This window comes from Pseudaestuariivita rosea, assembly GCF_017592335.1.
GTDB classification, from domain to species: Bacteria; Pseudomonadota; Alphaproteobacteria; order Rhodobacterales; family Rhodobacteraceae; genus Parasulfitobacter; species Parasulfitobacter rosea.
The window spans coordinates 16,883-34,396 of sequence record NZ_JACNMP010000013.1; the positions used below are offsets into that span (position 1 = coordinate 16,883).

General features: G+C 55.8%; 15 protein-coding genes. 13 read left to right on the plus strand and 2 right to left on the minus strand.

The features are described 5' to 3' along the window. Positions 1-63: 63 nt before the first annotated feature. From H7848_RS10500 to H7848_RS10525, 6 genes are all read left to right on the plus strand, one after another. Positions 64-1,419, plus strand: coding sequence for an ABC transporter substrate-binding protein (locus tag H7848_RS10500; protein ID WP_208350951.1), 1,356 nt, complete (start codon positions 64-66; stop codon positions 1,417-1,419). Positions 1,420-1,480: 61 nt separating this feature from the next. Continuing rightward, positions 1,481-2,458 carry a carbohydrate ABC transporter permease gene (locus tag H7848_RS10505; RefSeq protein WP_208350954.1) on the plus strand — a complete coding sequence of 326 codons (978 nt, stop codon included), beginning with the start codon at positions 1,481-1,483 and terminating at the stop codon, positions 2,456-2,458. Positions 2,459-2,470: 12 nt separating this feature from the next. Continuing rightward, complete coding sequence (locus H7848_RS10510; RefSeq protein WP_208350955.1) at positions 2,471-3,691, plus strand: carbohydrate ABC transporter permease; 1,221 nt, start codon at positions 2,471-2,473, stop codon at positions 3,689-3,691. Positions 3,692-3,705: 14 nt separating this feature from the next. Beyond that, positions 3,706-5,352 (plus strand): beta-galactosidase BglA, encoded by a 1,647-nt coding sequence (bglA, locus tag H7848_RS10515; protein WP_208350956.1) that lies wholly within the window; start codon positions 3,706-3,708, stop codon positions 5,350-5,352. A 26-nt stretch (positions 5,353-5,378) separates the two neighbouring features. After that, positions 5,379-6,476 carry an ABC transporter ATP-binding protein gene (locus tag H7848_RS10520; protein WP_208350957.1) on the plus strand — a complete coding sequence of 366 codons (1,098 nt, stop codon included), beginning with the start codon at positions 5,379-5,381 and terminating at the stop codon, positions 6,474-6,476. Between the two features lie 219 nt (positions 6,477-6,695). Continuing rightward, the gene (locus H7848_RS10525; RefSeq protein WP_208350958.1) at positions 6,696-7,292 is read left to right on the plus strand and encodes a hypothetical protein; all 597 of its coding nucleotides are present in this window, start codon (positions 6,696-6,698) and stop codon (positions 7,290-7,292) included. Positions 7,293-7,368: 76 nt separating this feature from the next. Here H7848_RS10525 and H7848_RS10530 read toward each other — a convergent pair whose 3' ends face one another. Continuing rightward, positions 7,369-8,835, minus strand: coding sequence for a DUF1963 domain-containing protein (locus tag H7848_RS10530; protein WP_208350959.1), 1,467 nt, complete (start codon positions 8,833-8,835; stop codon positions 7,369-7,371). A 242-nt stretch (positions 8,836-9,077) separates the two neighbouring features. Continuing rightward, positions 9,078-9,689, minus strand: coding sequence for a nucleotidyltransferase family protein (locus H7848_RS10535; RefSeq protein ID WP_237072695.1), 612 nt, complete (start codon positions 9,687-9,689; stop codon positions 9,078-9,080). 128 nt (positions 9,690-9,817) lie between these two features. Between H7848_RS10535 and aptA the strand changes: the two genes are divergently transcribed. From aptA to H7848_RS10570, 7 genes are all read left to right on the plus strand, one after another. After that, the gene (gene aptA / locus H7848_RS10540; protein WP_208350963.1) at positions 9,818-11,137 is read left to right on the plus strand and encodes an omega-aminotransferase AptA; all 1,320 of its coding nucleotides are present in this window, start codon (positions 9,818-9,820) and stop codon (positions 11,135-11,137) included. Positions 11,138-11,758: 621 nt separating this feature from the next. After that, on the plus strand, positions 11,759-12,547 hold the full coding sequence (locus H7848_RS10545) for a hypothetical protein (protein ID WP_208350966.1): 789 nt from the start codon (positions 11,759-11,761) through the stop codon (positions 12,545-12,547). A gap of 18 nt (positions 12,548-12,565) precedes the next feature. Next, positions 12,566-13,816 (plus strand): Zn-dependent hydrolase, encoded by a 1,251-nt coding sequence (locus H7848_RS10550; RefSeq protein WP_208350967.1) that lies wholly within the window; start codon positions 12,566-12,568, stop codon positions 13,814-13,816. A 148-nt stretch (positions 13,817-13,964) separates the two neighbouring features. Continuing rightward, positions 13,965-14,723, plus strand: a complete 759-nt coding sequence (locus H7848_RS10555) for a hypothetical protein (RefSeq protein ID WP_208350968.1) — start codon at positions 13,965-13,967, stop codon at positions 14,721-14,723. A gap of 97 nt (positions 14,724-14,820) precedes the next feature. After that, positions 14,821-16,284, plus strand: a complete 1,464-nt coding sequence (gene hydA / locus H7848_RS10560) for a dihydropyrimidinase (RefSeq protein WP_208350969.1) — start codon at positions 14,821-14,823, stop codon at positions 16,282-16,284. After that, positions 16,284-16,517: a hypothetical protein gene (locus tag H7848_RS10565; protein ID WP_208350970.1), complete on the plus strand. Its 234-nt coding sequence runs from the start codon at positions 16,284-16,286 to the stop codon at positions 16,515-16,517. Before hydA ends, H7848_RS10565 begins: the two co-directional genes overlap by 1 nt. After that, on the plus strand, positions 16,514-17,287 hold the full coding sequence (locus H7848_RS10570; protein ID WP_208350971.1) for an ABC transporter ATP-binding protein: 774 nt from the start codon (positions 16,514-16,516) through the stop codon (positions 17,285-17,287). The genes H7848_RS10565 and H7848_RS10570 overlap by 4 nt, the downstream gene beginning before the upstream one ends. Positions 17,288-17,514 lie beyond the last annotated feature (227 nt).

Below are 17,514 nucleotides of genomic sequence, written 5' to 3' on the forward strand. Positions count from 1 at the left end.
GATTCCAGTGCATTGAGACTGAAAATTGGGGCGGGGGCGACCCCGCTGGCTGGGAGGACATCAATGAAATACACGCTCTGCTTGGGTGCAGCGGCCATTGCTTTGACAGCGGGTCTGGCACACGCCGATACAGAATTGCCATTTACCATCGGCGAAGGTGACTTTAACTGGGACAGCTATAACGCCTTCGCGGATGCCTATGATCTAAGCGGTCAGACCATCAGCATCACTGGCCCCTGGATTGGCGAAGATGACGACCTTGTCACACAGGTTCTTGCCTATTTCGAAGAAGCGACAGGGGCGACGGTCAATTATTCCGGATCGGACAGCTTTGAAAATGACATCGTGATTTCGGCCCGCACGAACTCGGCCCCCAATATCGCCGTGTTCCCCCAGCCCGGATTGGCCGCCGACATGGCGCGTCAGGGCTTTGTGGCCCCGCTGGATGCGGAAACGGGCGATTGGATTGCAGAAAACTATGCCGCGGGCGAATCCTGGGTCGATCTGGCGACTTTCGCCGGGCAGGACGGTGAAGAACAGCTTTATGGTTTCTTCTACAAGGTCGATCTGAAATCGCTGGTCTGGTATTCGCCCGAACAGTTTGACGAAGCGGGCTATGACGTGCCCGAAACCATGGAAGAGCTGAAAGAGCTGACCGACCTGATCGTCGAAGATGGCGGCACACCATGGTGCATCGGGCTGGATTCCGGCGCGGCCAAGGGCTGGCCCGCGACCGACTGGGTTGAGGACATGATGCTGCGCACCCAACCGCCCGAAGTCTACGACCAATGGGTCAGCAACGAAATCCCGTTCAACGACGAACGTGTCGTGGCCGCGATCGAGGAATTCGGCTATTTCGCCCGCAATGACGATTATGTCGACGGCAACGCGTCATCCATCGCCAACGTCGATTTCCGCGAAAGCCCCGCAGGCCTATTCGCGATCCCACCAAAATGCTACATGCACCGCCAGGCGTCATTCATCCCGACTTTCTTCCCCGAAGGCAGCGAAATGGGCGTTGACGTCGATTTCTTCTACTTCCCGGCTTATGAGGAAAAAGATCTGGGTCGTCCGGTTCTGGGCGCGGGCACCATGTGGTCAATCACAGAAGATAGCGAAGCGGCGCGCGCGCTGATCGAATACCTGAAAACACCCATCGCGCATGAAACCTGGATGGCGCTGTCGGGCTTTCTGACACCGCATACCGGCGTGAACACCGATCTTTATGCGACGGAAACCAGCAAAGCGATGGGCGACATCCTTCTGGAAGCCACGACATTCCGCTTTGACGGATCCGACCTGATGCCCGGTGAAATCGGGGCAGGGGCCTTCTGGCGCGGCATGGTGAATTACAGCACCGGCGCTGACGCGGGCCAGGTCGCGCAGGAAATCCAGAACCGCTGGAACGCGATCCGCTAGGATAAAGCCGCCCCTGTCCCGCGAACGGGGCAGGGGCAACTGAAAAAACGGGGGGTCTGTCATGTCGCCACTTTTGCAGGGCTTAATGACAATTCTGATCGGCGTCGGCGGCTGTGTCGGATATTTCTACGCATCAAACCTGATCCTGGATAAGGTAATCTTTCCGGCATCAGGTCCCAAGGCGGGCCGAAACATCAACCGCGCCAATGCGATCCGCCCCTGGCTGTTCCTGCTGCCCGCCGTTCTGGCGCTTGGCCTTTACCTGGTCTATCCGGTGATCGGGTCGTTCTATCGATCCCTGTTCAACCGTGACGGGACCGAGTTCATCTGGTTCGGCAACTACATCACCATGTTTGGCGATGCCGAATTTCGTACGTCACTGGTCAATAACTTCCTTTGGGTGCTGGTTGTGCCCGCCGCTGCCACATTCTTTGGCCTGCTGATCGCGCAACTGACTGACCGGCTAAGCTGGGGCAATATCGCGAAATCGCTGATCTTTATGCCAATGGCGATTTCCTTTGTGGGGGCGTCTCTGATTTGGCGCATGGTCTATGCCAACAACCCCGATATCGGCGTCATCAATGCGCTGCGGGTGTTTTTCGGGGCAGACCCAGTTGACTTGCTGCAAGTCGCCTTCTGGAACAACTTTTTCCTGATGGTCATCCTGATCTGGATCCAGACGGGGTTTGCCATGGTCATCCTGTCGGCCGCCCTGCGCGGCATCCCCGAAGAAACGGTCGAGGCGGCGATTATCGACGGCGCCAACCCTTTCCAGATCTTCTTCAAGATCAAAGTGCCCCAGATCATGGGCACCATTGTCGTGGTCTGGACGACGATCACCATTCTTGTGCTGAAGGTCTTTGACATCGTTTACACGATGACCCTTGGCAATTTTGGCACGCAGATCCTGCCCAGTTATATGATGAGTTACATGTTCCGCGACGATGGCCGCGCAACCGCTGTGGCCTTTGTCATCATGATTATCGTGCTGCCGGTGATGGTGTGGAACATCATCCAGGCCCGAAAAGAAATGCGATAGGGGGACCGACGAATGCAGATTGCAGGTCAAAGCTCTCGCCTTGGATGGGCCGTCAATATCTCGGTCTTTCTGCTGGTTTTCTTGTGGCTGATCCCGACCGTAGGTCTTCTGGTGTCGTCCTTCCGCGACCGGGATCAGATCGTGACGTCGGGCTGGTGGCAGGCGCCTTTTGCGGTCGATCTGACGTTCCGCGGGCGGGCGTCGGTCGACGATATGGTCATGCAGAACGGGCTGTTTGTGATCGAAGGTAATATCTTTGAAGACCCCGAAGTGGCGCCCAGCTTCCCCGAGGGTGAAGGTCTGGTACAGGCCTTTGGTACGCGCGGCGCGGCGCCCACACAGTTCCAGCCGGGCGAGGTCGCCGAACTGCGCCGGGGCGGCACCCTGACCGTGAACGCCGATGGCAGCTTCCGCGCCGAAAACACCGAAGAATTCTCCGGGCGCGGCCCCCGCATCTATATCCTGGCCGAAACGCCGCCCGAGCTGACCCTGAACAACTATGCCACCGTGCTAACCGGCAAACCGGCCGACGAACGACAGGCCGCCCGCGCGAGGGGGGACAGCACGCTTGATATGCTGATGGACGAAGATGGGCTTTTCATCAACTTTATCAACACCTTCACGGTCACAATTCCAGCAACGATCATCCCGATCCTGATTGCGGCTTTTGCCGCCTATGCCCTGGCCTGGATGGAATTTCCGGGCCGGGGCCTGCTGATCGCGGCGGTCGTGGGCCTGCTGGTCGTGCCGCTGCAACTGGCGCTGGTGCCGTTGTTGAACCTGCACAATCAGATTGGAATTGGTCAAAGTTTTGTTGGCATATGGCTGGCGCATACCGGCTTTGGCCTGCCGCTGGCGATTTATCTTCTGCGTAACTACATGGTCGGCTTGCCGCGCGATATCATCGAATCTGCCAAGGTCGACGGGGCCACAGATTTTCAGGTCTTTACCAAGATCGTCCTGCCGCTGTCGTTTCCGGCGCTGGCCAGCTTTGCGATTTTCCGGTTTCTATGGACATGGAATGACCTTCTGGTGGCCAAGGTCTTTTTGCCCGCCACCGATGAAACCAAGGTGATGACAGTCAAAATTGCCGATGACCTGCTTGGGTCGCGTGGTGGAGACTGGGATATTCTGGCCACGGCTGCTTTCGTGTCAATCGCGGTGCCCTTGGTCGTCTTTTTCACAATGCAACGGTACCTTGTGCGCGGTCTGCTGGCCGGCTCGGTTAAATAGAGGATCACTGAACCATGAACGCAATCGCCGACGTCAAGGCACAGCAGGATACAGACTGGTGGCGCGGGGCCGTCATCTATCAGATCTACCCGCGCAGTTTTCAGGACAGCAACGGCGATGGTGTCGGTGATCTGTTGGGCATTGTCCAGCGTCTGCCGTATATCGCGTCGCTTGGCGTGGATGCGATCTGGATTTCGCCGTTCTTTACATCGCCCATGAAGGATTTCGGCTATGACGTCAGCGACTATTGCGACGTCGATCCGATGTTCGGGTCCCTGGCCGATTTTGATGCCATCGTTGACACCGCCCACAAGCTGGGGATCAAGGTGATCATCGATCTGGTCATCAGTCACACATCAGATCAGCACGCTTGGTTCGCCACGTCACGTCAAAGCCGCGATAATCCAAAATCGGACTGGTACGTCTGGGCCGACCCCAAGCCCGACGGCACGCCGCCCAACAACTGGCTGTCGATCTTTGGCGGATCAGCCTGGCACTGGGACACGCGGCGCGAACAATATTACCTGCACAATTTCCTTGTGTCTCAACCTGATCTGAATTTCCACAGCCCCGATGTGCAGCAGGCCGTTCTGGACGTCGCCCGGTTCTGGCTGGATCGCGGGGTGGATGGGTTCCGGCTGGATACCATCAACTTCTATTTCGCCGATAAAGAACTGCGCGACAACCCGGCCTTACCACCCGAAGAACGTAACGCCACCATCGCGCCATCCGTGAACCCCTATAATCATCAACGGCACGTTTACTCGAAAAACCAGCCGGAAAATCTTGAATTTCTTGCAAAATTTCGGACGCTGCTGAACGAATACCCCGGCGCAACAACCGTGGGTGAGGTCGGCGACGCGCAATACGGGTTGGAAATTCTGGGCCAGTACACCGCAGGCGATGACCTGATGCATATGTGCTATGCCTTTGAATTTCTGGCCAAAGATAAACTGACCGCAACCCGTGTCGCCCAGGTCTTTGCCCGCTTTGACGAGGTCGCCGCCACCGGGTGGGCCTGTTGGGCCTTTTCCAACCACGACGTCATGCGCCACGCCAGCCGGTGGGATCTGTCGCCCGCCGCGCAGCGACTGTTCGCGACCTTGCTGATGTGCCTGCGTGGATCGGCTTGCCTCTATCAGGGTGAAGAGCTGGGCCTGCCCGAAGCAGACGTGCCCTTCGACGATCTGCAGGATCCCTATGGCATCGAATTCTGGCCTGAATTCAAGGGGCGCGACGGCTGCCGCACGCCAATGGTCTGGGAACCGTCGAACCAGAACGGCGGCTTTACCACCAGCGGCACGCCGTGGCTGCCCGTCAGCCACGAACACCTGAACCGGTCCGTCACCGCCCAGGAACAGGACCCCGCCGCCATCCTGCACCACTATCGCCGCGCCATCGCCTTCCGCCGCGCCCATCCCGCGCTGATCAAGGGCGCCCAGACCACCGTCCAGGCCGAGGGCGACGTGCTGTATTTCACCCGCAGTCACGGGAACGACGTTCTGTTCTGCGCCTTTAACTTAAGCGATACACCATCCAATCTGGACCTGCCCAAAGGCAACTGGACCACCGTCGGCGCCGAACTGGGCAGCGCGGGGCCGGGCGCGGACGGCAAACTGCATCTGGGGCCATGGCAGCCCTACATCGCACTGAAACAATAACAAGACCAAAAGGGGAGGAGGGGACGATGTCTGATCTGAAACTAACCGACGTGGGCAAGACCTACGGCGGCACGGTCGAGGTGCTGAAAAACATCAACCTCGATATCAAACAGGGTGAGTTGATCGTCTTCGTGGGCCCCTCGGGCTGCGGCAAGTCCACGCTGCTGCGGATGATCGCGGGGCTGGAAAGCATCACCGCGGGTACGCTGGAAATCGACGATCTGGTCGTCAACGATGTGCCGCCGTCCCAACGTGGCATCGCGATGGTGTTCCAGTCCTATGCGCTTTATCCTCACATGACCGTGCGTGACAACATGGCCTTTGCGCTAAAACTGGCGGGTAAATCAAAGGCCGAGATTAATGAGGCCGTCGAAAAAGCGGCCAATGCGCTGCAACTTGGCGAATATCTGGATCGCCTGCCCAAAGCGCTATCCGGCGGTCAGCGCCAGCGCGTCGCCATCGGTCGTGCCATCGTCCGCGACCCCAAGGTCTATCTGTTCGACGAACCCCTGTCGAACCTCGACGCCGCCCTGCGCGTGGCCACCCGGATCGAGATCGCGCAATTGAAAGAGGCGATGCCCGACAGCACCATGATCTACGTCACCCACGACCAGGTCGAGGCAATGACACTGGCCAGCCGCATCGTCGTGCTGGCCAACAAAGGCATCGCTCAGGTCGGCAGCCCGCTGGATCTTTACGAAAGGCCCCAGAATGAATTTGTGGCGCAATTCATCGGCTCCCCCCAGATGAACCTGCTGGCGGGTGAAATCGTAACGCCGGGCGAACAGACCGTGATCCGCCTGCCCGAAGGCGGTGGCACTCTGACCGTTAACATCCCCACAAGCGCTGATCTGGCGGGGGCCAAGGTAAACATCGGCATCCGCCCCGAAGACATGATCGCGACTGACGGGGAAGATTACGCCTTCGAAGGGCTGGTCGATTATAAAGAGGCCCTTGGCGAAGTCACCCTGATCTACTTCCGCAAATCCGCCCCCGAACACGACCCCGTCATCGCCAAACTGCCGGGCATCCACACCGGCGTCCGAGGCAAAACCCTGCGCATGACAGCCCAACCCGACAAAATCCAACTGTTCCACAACGGCGAGTCACTGATGTACCGGTAGGGGCTCAGGTATGACATTCGAAACTGAGCTTCGCCTCAAAGCATCGTCCCAAAAACCTGTAATAGACTTGATGAGAACCGAGGGCAGCGCCCGCCCTGGGGGGCGGGTCGGGCGTTGCCCGGTGGTGCCCACCGGGCGGGATAAGGGAATATAATGTTGCAGGTTTTTAGGACGATGTTTTAGTGACAAATGTTAATCAGCTGCTTTAAGGACGGTTTCTTGTATTTGTTGTTTAGATTTATCTTGCTGACAGTGGTTGCTGCCGGGCTGCTCAATTGTTCTGAAACCGAACCGAAACGACAGTCGGCCGGATCACTGGATCTGAGACTTTCCAAGCCAACGACCACCGAACACGGCAAAGCGGCATTTGATATCCGCTTCGAAAACAACACTGACCAAACACTCTGTGCGGGTCCGAAGTTTGAAGATTACTTCTGGTTCGAAGTCAAAGATCCTAAAACAGGCTACAATGTCTTGCCCGCCGATGAAGGTATATTTTTACCTGACCCGAATGCACCGCCCACACCGCCGAATGTTCATTATGTCGGTCAGCCGATCTTAATCGAACCCGGCGAACAGTTCACTTCAACGGTGATATTTGAGACATTCGATTATCCCGAGTTCATCAATAGCAAAAACAGAATCGTAAGGCCCGTACCACCATTTACAACGCTTGACGTAACTGCCCACGGTTTTTTATTCGACTGTGGGTTTGAAAGCCTGAATAAAGCGCTCGCGCAGCGATCCTTTATTCAGATCACGTCCAACAAGGTTTCAGTCCGGAGTGATGACAAACGTTTCTTTCGACTGTTCTGACGAACAGACTGCCGCGCACTTTTTGACTGGCTTATCAACCAACGCAGTCCGGGACCTCGCAAATCAATGTAATCTGTTAGTTGCCCGCCATTGTGATCCGAACAGCATCCCAATTCCGTGCGGCAAGATCGTCTGGTTTGATCATAAACTGGATCACGCCCACATCTCCGATCTGCAAACCGGCGCCTTTGTCGTAGTGTAACTGCAAAAGCAGATAGTGATCAGCAAATTCAGCCAATTGCCCCTGAATATCCAATCCGATCCCAAACATCTGATGCTGCCCCTGATTTGGTGCAAAGCCGGGCCTGTAGTCCAGAGACTCAAGACATTTCGGCGGCAGATCGGCAATGACAGGTGCAGGTTGATTGACGATAGTGCTGTACGTGTCTGACGCCGCATCATCAAGGCTATGCAACCTGTCAAACGAAAGCCGATAGATCGCGCCGAAATGAGTATGCTGATCCGGCGTATCGTATTCATTATATCGAACTGCTGCTAAAGCGTCACGAAACCATTCGATATAATCGCCAGTCATGACGCTCCACCGATCATGTGCCAAAACCTTTTGTTCAACAGCATCGATGAAGGCACGGTAATCGTCCAGTTTCGTTGTATATGCTTCAAGTTCAAAATTCTGCGCCTGAAGTAGTTTTTGCGCTCTGGCCCGATCCCCTTCAGTCGACGCATTCTTTGCTCTTTCTTCAGCTTCTTTCAAATATGGCGCTTTGTTCGCAATCGCTCTTTCAACATTGTCGTTAGCGGTAGCTTTCTTCAAACCATGCAGCAGCCGATACCCCATGTTCCAATAGAAGGGCGTCCGATCGGCCTCATATTCCTCTTTCCATATTCGATAGGCTTCCATCCGCCCATCATCTTGGCGCTTTGTGTTTTGGGGCCATGGCTCAGTGCTAAGCTGGACAGGGTATCGATCCAGAACAGCCTCTGGTCCAGTCCGTTCGGAGCTGCCAAATTCGTTGTCAAGTGGTCGCAAACCAGCAGGCGGTTTGGTATCTTCTGCGCCGTCTGTGTGCAAAATCTGTAAGTCGGGATAGTCGTCGGGCCGCCTGCCTGTGAAAAACGACAAACGCCCCGTGTTCGGAAAAAGTCCGTCTGTTGTCAACCGGGCCAACTCTGTTAGCGAGATCGACGCCAGGTGGTGCATGGGAACGCCACACTTGTCGATAGGCCACGGCTGATCACCAAGCCATGGCAAACCGCCCAGCCAGCTTTCCGATATCGGCCAACTGCCATCTTTCGCAGGGGCAAGTCGTCGAAGTGTGACTTGTGGCAACGGATCATCAAGCCACTCTGGAAACATAATCGCCAGTTGCGCGTCAATATCCAGATGTGCGACGGCGGCCCATCTACCTTCCTGAGTGCTCAAATCAAACTCGGAGGAAGAATCTTTTAAGGCTGGCTTCGGCGCTTCTGCGGTATCTTCTGACGAGCTTTTCTTTCCAAATATCGAACGTATAAACTTAAACAAATATGTCTCCATATATTGATGATGCAGTCCCGGACTTGATCCGGGACCTCGGAACAACCGGTATCAAATCCCAGGATTATGTCAAAAGTTAACGGTTTTTCGGCCTTTAACATCCCCTGACCACCCCGCGCGCATTAACTGGGGTAGTATCGTACAAAATCGCGGCGCGACTCGTACAATGGTGGTAAAATGTTTCGTACAAAAGCTGCGTGCAAAACGTACGAATTGTAACCTTTTCCGTGGCCTGAAGGGCGCCGTCTAGTCCCGCGCGGGGGGTCAACACTCATCACAATTCACACCTAGCGCCCGGTTCTTTCGCGCCATGCGGCCCAGTCCTCGGGTGTGTCCAGATCGCAGCGGGCGCGCTGGTCGGGCAGGGGGATCAGGTGCACGGTCTTTGCTGCCTTCACAACCGCTTGCCCGCCATCATCGCCCTTAATTTCAGCAAAAAGCGGGAACAGGCTGCGGTCAAACACAATCGGATGTCCCGGCTGCCCGTCCTGTGTCACACCACGCCAAACCTGCGCCTCGGGCGCCTGATTTATCCCATCCAGAACCGTATTGATATCCCGTGTTGTCAGGTCCGGCAAATCCGCCAGCAGGATCATCAGCCGATCCGTCTGGCCCTGCAGGTGCGCCACCGCACCGCGCAGGGTGCCGCCCAACCCCTCGGCGCTTTCCGGTAATGAAATCAATGTGATATCCAGCCCGCTCAAAGCCGCAGCCCGCGGATGATCCAGCGCAGGCACGGCCACAACCACGCGCTTTCCCGTCGCCAGCGCCTTATCCACCTGTGCGCGGATTAGCGGCACGCCGTCCACAAGTTCCAGCAGTTTATCCGCCCCTCGCATCCGCGATGATTGCCCCGCGGCGGGGATAAAGATCACCACATCCATCCGATCTTTGTTCAAATTCTGGTCCTCATCCGGCATTTTGCCTAAAACATCAGCGCTATTTCTTGACTGGCCCAAGCCGTTTGATAGCGTGAAGTTGACCTTGGGGTCAAAAGCAGCGCCAATCGGCGCAGGAAAGGAACACCATGGCACTTGACCGCAACCAGCCGAATGATCTGTCGGCCTTCTGGATGCCATTCACAGCGAACCGGCAGTTCAAGAAAAATCCGCGCATGTTCGTTTCGGCCGATGGCATGTTCTACAAAACCTCGGACGGCCGCGATGTGCTGGACGGCACGGCCGGCCTGTGGTGCTGCAACGCTGGTCACGCACGCCCGCGGATCACCGAGGCCATTCAGAAACAGGCGGCCGAGCTGGACTACGCCCCCGCCTTCCAGATGGGCCACCCCAAAGCGTTCGAGCTGGCCAACCGCCTCCGGGACCTTGCGCCCGAACCGTTTGAGCATGTGTTTTTCACCAACTCCGGCTCGGAAAGTGTTGAAACGGCATTGAAACTGGCGCTGGCCTATCATCGGGCCAAAGGCGATGGCGCACGCACGCGACTGATCGGGCGCGAACGCGGCTATCACGGCGTGAACTTCGGCGGCATCTCGGTGGGTGGCATCGTCAACAACCGCAAATTCTTCGGCAGCCTGCTGACCGGCGTCGACCATCTGCCGCACACGCACCTGCCGGAAAACGCCTTCACCAAGGGCCAGCCCGACCATGGCGCCCACTTAGCTGATGAGTTGGAACGCATCGTCACCCTGCATGGGCCCGAGACCATCGCGGCTGTTATCGTCGAACCCGTTGCAGGCTCGACCGGTGTTCTGATCCCACCCAAGGGCTATCTGAAACGTCTGCGCGAGATCACCGCCAAACATGGCATTCTGCTGATTTTTGATGAGGTCATCACAGGGTTCGGGCGCATCGGGTCCGCCTTTGCCGCCGAGCATTTCGACGTGATGCCCGACCTGATCACCTGCGCCAAGGGCCTGACCAACGGCGTGATACCCATGGGCGCCGTTCTGGCCACGGCCGAGGTCCACGATGCCTTCATGCACGGCCCCGAACATATGATTGAGCTGTTCCATGGCTACACCTATTCCGGCAATCCGATCGCCAGTGCCGCGGGTCTGGCCACGCTTGAAACCTATCGCGAAGATGACCTGTTCCAGCGGGCAGCTGACATGGCCGACTATTGGCAAGACGGCGTGCACAGCCTGCGCGACTGCCCCCATGTTATCGACATCCGCAACATGGGCTTGATCGGCGCAATTGAACTGGAACCGATCGCAGGCCAACCCACCCGCCGTGCGTTTCAGGCGTTTCTGGATTGCTATGACAAAGGCAGCCTGATCCGCACCACCAGTGATATCATCGCGCTGTCGCCACCGCTGATCATTGAGAAAAGCCACATAGATCAGCTTTTTGGAACGTTGCGCGATGTGCTAAAAGCAGCCTGATCGCGGGCGGCTTTTCCGCTGCCTGCACCACAAATTCAAAGTAAAGCCCTACGTCAAAGTTTCGACAATTCGGTGCCAAAAGAATGTGCGCATTCTTGTGCTGGATTGCCGATTAACAGTTCGTTTTGCGATTTTTCTTGACGCTGTCTTAGACCTGTGATCGAGATTATTTGACGAAAAAGTAACGCATATTTGGGGTAAGAAATTATGGTATTTATACATGCGGTAGCTACAAAATAGATTGATATGAAACAACTTAAAGCGGCAAATTTCTTTTCACTTCAGGTGCCAATAGATTACATCTGCAAGTGCATATTTATATTACTATCACGCTGGTTTTATGTTCGCTGTGCACCGATGACAGTGGAACACCGCGCGATATTAAAATCTTGGACGCTGATGCTTTTGGCACGATGTGGACGTCGAACGGTATCAAGCCACGTCGGCGTGAATCCAATCGCTTTTATTCGAGTTTGAGTTGAAGAAAGTATCTGCCACATGACGCCTGACACCGGAACCGCTTCAACGGTTGAAAAAGAAATGCGAACCAGCGCGCCATTCAACTTCATCATTCCAATTCGACACCCTGAAACGGTGAGCAACCTGAGAGAGCAGCAACGCGTGCTGATTGACCTTTTGCGATCAATCGACGCCCAGACCGACCGGCGCTTTGCCGTTTACGTGGCCTGCAACCCTGAACAGGTTCTGCCCCCGCACGAACCTTATGTGCACCGTGTCGACATCGATCTTCCGCCAAATACACAGTTGACCAAAGCGAAGACGATGGAAGAACTCTACGACATGATACGCAATGACAAGGGTCAGCGGATCGCGGCGGCCCTTGACGTAATCAATGATGAAAATGCGTATGTCATGGTTGTCGATGATGATGACTTTGTCAGTTCACGGCTCGTTGAATTCGTGCTGTCTCAGGAAGGTGAGAAAACCGGCTGGCTGGTTAAAAAGGGGTATTCCTGGATTTCTGGGTCCAACCATGTGTATGAAGTTGAAGGCTTCCACCGGCTTTGTGGCACCAGCATCGTCGTTCCGGCACATTACTATGCATATGTTCGAAAACAGGGCAGTATACGCGATAGTATTCAGGAACTGGGTGGCCATCGCGCTGTGGTTGACAGCGCGCATCGCAACAAGCTGACATTTCGACACCTGCCCTTTCACGGAGCCATTTATAGACTGGGGCACAGCAATGCCTCGCAGAGCGATGTGCAGCGGCTGACCGCCGATGGCATAAGTCTGAAAAAGCCTGGTATGATAGAACGCGGCATTGCCAAGATTGGTCGAATGCTGACAGGGGCCAAACTGGAGGAGGGGCCCAAAACCCGTCAGGACTACCCCATTGAAATTGAGACCAATTTAATGCGAGAGTTCTTCGGAAGGCAGACCACATAACATCCAGAAGGAGTCCCCATGACCGCACCGGGCGAAAACCTGAAGATCAACGGCGAACGTCTGTGGGACAGCTTGATGGATATGGCCAAAATTGGCCCCGGTGTGGCGGGCGGTAATAATCGCCAGACTTTGACTGATGACGATGCCGAAGGTCGTATTTTATTTCAGCAATGGTGTGAAAAGGCTGGCATGACCATGGGCGTCGACCAGATGGGCACCATGTTTGCCCGCCGCGACGGCACCGACCCTGATGCCTTGCCCGTTTATGTCGGCAGCCATCTGGACACGCAACCAACGGGCGGCAAATACGATGGCGTTCTGGGCGTGCTGGGTGGGTTGGAAATCATCCGCACCCTCAACGACCTCGACATCAAAACCAAACACCCCATCGTCGTGACGAACTGGACGAATGAGGAAGGCACACGCTTTGCCCCCGCGATGCTGGCCTCGGGTGTTTTTGCCGGGATGCATACGCAGGATTGGGCTTACGACCGGGTTGATGCCGAGGGCAAGCGCTTTGGCGACGAACTGACCCGCATCGGCTGGAAGGGCGATGAAGCGGTCGGCGCCCGCCAGATGCACGCCTTCTTTGAGCTGCATATCGAACAAGGCCCGATATTGGAGGCTGAGGGTAAGGACATCGGCGTCGTCACCCACGGGCAGGGGCTATGGTGGCTGCAGGTGACGCTGACGGGTAAGGAAAGCCACACCGGCTCGACCCCCATGAACATGCGCGTGAACGCGGGCCTTGGCATGGCGCGGATCACCGAACTGGTCCATCAGATCGCGATGGACAACCAACCGGGTGCCGTGGGTGCCATCGGCCACTGCGATGTCCATCCCAACTCGCGCAACGTGATCCCCGGCAAGGTGGTCTTTACCATCGACTTCCGGTCGCCCGATCTGGCCAAACTGGACGGTATGAAAACCCGGCTTGAGGCCGAGGCCCCGAAAATCGCCACCGATCTGGGGTTGGGTTTTGAGATCGAAGACGTCGGCCACTTCGACCCCGTCACCTTTGACGACGGTTGTGTGACGGCTGTGCGCACCGCGGCTGAGCGTCTGGGTTATAGCCACATGAACATCATCTCAGGCGCGGGCCACGACGCCTGCTGGATCAACCGCGTCGCCCCCACCGCCATGGTCATGTGCCCCTGCGTCGACGGCCTTAGCCATAACGAGGCCGAAGAGATCACCCCCGAATGGGCCGCAGCCGGCGCCAATGTTCTGTTCCACGCGGTGGTAGAGACGGCGGAGATTGTGGGGTGAGTAGAATGAACCCATTATGCACTGACCCAAGGCCATCGCCCGACCTGGAGGGTGCGAAAGCGCCCTCCGTGGGGAGGTCGGGCGCTGGCCGCGCCGCTGGCCCGGCCTGTGATAGATATCGCGCCGTGAAAACAACAAGGTGTATAATTTGATAAATCGCACTGAAAGGATACTGTTCCCGTTACTGTTTATATTATCAGTTGCTTGGATTGCATTTGTAGGGTTTGTGTTTTGGAATATGGATCCCAAGTTCGGCGGCCCATATCGTTGGTCAATATTTGTTAAGCCACATTTCTATGTGATAGCGCTACTTCCACCCGCTCATATTCTTTCCTTTTCGCTAGGCATCAGCATTTTTGTCAGAAGGGTTATAAGAAAAAACCGACAGCGCCGCTTCAGGCACCTAATATCAAGCACATTATTTGTGCCGCTTATTTGTTTGACAATTTTTGCCCTACTATTCTGGATTTTCAATAGCTTTAGTTTTGTTCATGCAGTCGATGATATGACTGACGCAATTGCCGATGTTGTAGATGCCCGAAAACCTATTATTGGCTGGACAGGCTATTTTGCCAAGCTTTGGCCATTATATGCTTTCTTGTTTTTATTTATCTTTCCAATCAGAAGCTGGATGTGGTTGTCTGCGTCAAGTCTTTCATTGGCAGTCCCGTTCATATGGTTTCTGGTCGTTGAGCATTATACCGTACGACAGTACCGCGAAATTGACGGAGTTAGCACCCTAGTCAGTGTATCTCGCCCTGAATGGGCGAGTGAAATAAATGATTATATGAATGACTTCATTGGTATCCTTCTAATACTTTTTCTTTTGCAGATTTCTATTGGCTTAGTTGTGGGCCTTGTTCGTTTGCCCAAAGCATTGTTTGTTCAACAAAAGGCCTTGTCGTAGAAATGCTTAAATATAGCCAGTCTGCTCTGATTATATGCGCAAGCCCACCAGCTACGAGGCGCGCAATGAATAGCAATAATGCGCAGGAGAAATACACATGACCAAAGTCATCAAAGGCGGCACGGTTGTCACGGCGGATCGGCAGTTTAAGGCGGATGTGCTGATTGACGGGGAAAAGATCACCGAGATCGGTGAAAACCTGACCGGCGACGAAACAATTGACGCCACCGACGCCTACGTCATCCCCGGTGGCATCGATCCGCACACGCATCTGGAAATGCCATTCATGGGCACCACGGCGGCCGAGACCTTCGAATCCGGCACCTTTGCCGCTGCCGCCGGTGGCACCACGATGCTGGTCGATTTCGTCCTGCCTGGCGAAGATGGCAGCCTTCTGAATGCCGTCGACGACTGGGACCGCAAATCCAAGGACCAGATCTGCACAGATATCTCGTACCACATGGCTGTCACCGGCTGGAACGAGCGCATTTTCAATGAGATGGAAGCGGTCGTGAAGGAGCGCGGCATCAACACTTTCAAGCACTTCATGGCCTACAAAGGTGCGTTGATGGTCGAGGATGACGAGATGTTCGCGTCTTTCAAACGCTGCGCCGAACTGGGCGCGCTGCCGCTGGTACATGCTGAAAACGGTGACATCGTGCAAGAGCTGCAGCAAAAATATCTGGCAGAGGGCATCACTGGCCCCGAAGGTCACGCCTATTCCCGCCCGCCCGAGGTCGAGGGCGAAGCCGCGAACCGCGCCATCATGATCGCCGACGCCGCGGGCACCCCGCTTTATATCGTGCACGTCAGCTGCGAACAGGCGCATGAGGCGATCCGACGTGCGCGCCAAAAGGGGATGCGTGTCTATGGCGAACCGCTGATCCAGCACCTGACGCTGGACGAAACCGAGTATTTCAACAAAGACTGGCAATACGCCGCCCGCCGCGTGATGTCGCCGCCCTTCCGGTCGAAAGATCATCAGGACAGCCTGTGGAACGGCCTGGCCGCTGGATCACTGCAGGTCGTGGCGACGGATCATGCGGCCTTTACCGATGAACAAAAGCGGATGGGGGTCAATAACTTCACCACGATCCCGAACGGCACCGGCGGGCTTGAGGAGCGAATGTCGATGCTCTGGACCCGCGGCGTCGACACCGGCCGCCTGACGCCCGAGGAATTCGTGGCCGTGACCTCGACAAACATCGCCAAAATCCTGAACATCTATCCCATGAAGGGTGCGCTGGTGCCCGGCGCTGATGCCGATATCGTCGTCTGGGACCCAACGATTACAAAGACGCTCAGCGTGTCCAGCCATAAATCTGTTTTGGATTACAATGTGTTCGAGGGGATGCAGGTCACCGCGCAACCCCGCTATACCCTGTCACGTGGCGATGTGGTTTGGGCCTACGGCCAAAACAGCCAACCCCAACCCGGCCGCGGTAAATTCATCCGCCGCCCCGCCTTCGCAAGCGCATCCAAAGCTTTGAGCAAATGGAAATCCCTCAACACCCCCCGCAAAATCGAACGCGACCCGATGAACATCCCGGCGGGGGTTTGATGAGCTTGCCAGAACTGAAATTGGATGAAATTGACCGTCAGAGTTTTTTGCGTTTGATTGATGAGAAGAGGTTTATGGACGCGGGCAGAGTGCTAAGGCATAACGGATATAGCTATAAACAAACGAAAATTCTTGTCGAAATCGTCATGCAAAAGGTGCATCCAGACTATGCTGCAAAGCGACAGCGCTGGCTGGATCGATTGGTGGACGAATTTGATGCGGAGTCCCAATGACCGTTATCAATGCCCAATCCCTCGATCTGACTTTCCAGACCGCGGACGGACCAATTCAGGCGCTGAAAGACGTTAACCTTCAGATAAATCAGGGCGATTTTGTCAGCTTCATCGGCCCCTCGGGCTGTGGCAAAACAACCTTTCTGCGCGTGATTGCGGCGTTGGAGCATCCGACGGGCGGGACGGTCACGGTGAATGGCATGACCCCGGATCAGGCGCGGCAGGCGCGGGCCTATGGCTATGTTTTTCAGGCCGCAGGGCTTTACCCCTGGCGCACGATTGGGGGCAATATCCGCCTGCCTTTGGAAATAATGGGGTATCCGAAATCTGAACAGGCCGATCGTATGAAGAACGTTCTGCAACTGGTTGATCTGGAAGGATTTGAGCGGAAATACCCCTGGCAGCTCTCCGGCGGCATGCAGCAACGGGCCAGCATCGCCCGCGCACTGGCCTTTGACGCCGATATCCTGCTGATGGATGAACCCTTTGGCGCGCTGGATGAAATTGTGCGCGACCATCTGAACGAACAGCTTCTGGCGCTTTGGGCACGGACGGGAAAGACGATCGGTTTCGTGACCCATTCGATTTCCGAGGCCGTTTATCTGTCGACAAAAATCGTCGTCATGAGCCCGCGCCCCGGCCGCATCACCGACGTCATCGAAAGCCCGCTGCCCAAGGACCGCCCCCTTGATATCCGCGACACCCCAGAATTCGCAGCCCTTGCCCATCGCGTGCGCGAGGGCCTGCGCGCGGGACATTCCTATGATTGATTTGAGAAAAATAGCACCTTGCTCTTCTATGAGAACAAGGTGCCTTTATCGTTCACGGTCATCGGCTCTCCAGCCTGTACCGCAGAATCACTATAAGCCCCCAAACCTTTTATTGTTCTTAAAATACTCCCGCCGGAGGCGAAAAAAATCTGACATCAGTCTATTTTTCTGGCCCCTGGATTTGAGTATTTATGGAACAATAAAGCTAAGAACTGTGCGGGGTGGCC

Coding starts and splice junctions, on each gene's coding strand:
- H7848_RS10565 (WP_208350970.1), top strand. CDS start 16,284: ATGAGCTTGCCAGAACTGAAATTGGATGAAATTGACCGTCAGAGTTTT.
- H7848_RS10505 (WP_208350954.1), top strand. CDS start 1,481: ATGTCGCCACTTTTGCAGGGCTTAATGACAATTCTGATCGGCGTCGGC.
- H7848_RS10570 (WP_208350971.1), top strand. CDS start 16,514: ATGACCGTTATCAATGCCCAATCCCTCGATCTGACTTTCCAGACCGCG.
- aptA (WP_208350963.1), top strand. CDS start 9,818: ATGGCACTTGACCGCAACCAGCCGAATGATCTGTCGGCCTTCTGGATG.
- hydA (WP_208350969.1), top strand. CDS start 14,821: ATGACCAAAGTCATCAAAGGCGGCACGGTTGTCACGGCGGATCGGCAG.
- H7848_RS10500 (WP_208350951.1), top strand. CDS start 64: ATGAAATACACGCTCTGCTTGGGTGCAGCGGCCATTGCTTTGACAGCG.
- H7848_RS10510 (WP_208350955.1), top strand. CDS start 2,471: ATGCAGATTGCAGGTCAAAGCTCTCGCCTTGGATGGGCCGTCAATATC.
- H7848_RS10520 (WP_208350957.1), top strand. CDS start 5,379: ATGTCTGATCTGAAACTAACCGACGTGGGCAAGACCTACGGCGGCACG.
- H7848_RS10550 (WP_208350967.1), top strand. CDS start 12,566: ATGACCGCACCGGGCGAAAACCTGAAGATCAACGGCGAACGTCTGTGG.
- bglA (WP_208350956.1), top strand. CDS start 3,706: ATGAACGCAATCGCCGACGTCAAGGCACAGCAGGATACAGACTGGTGG.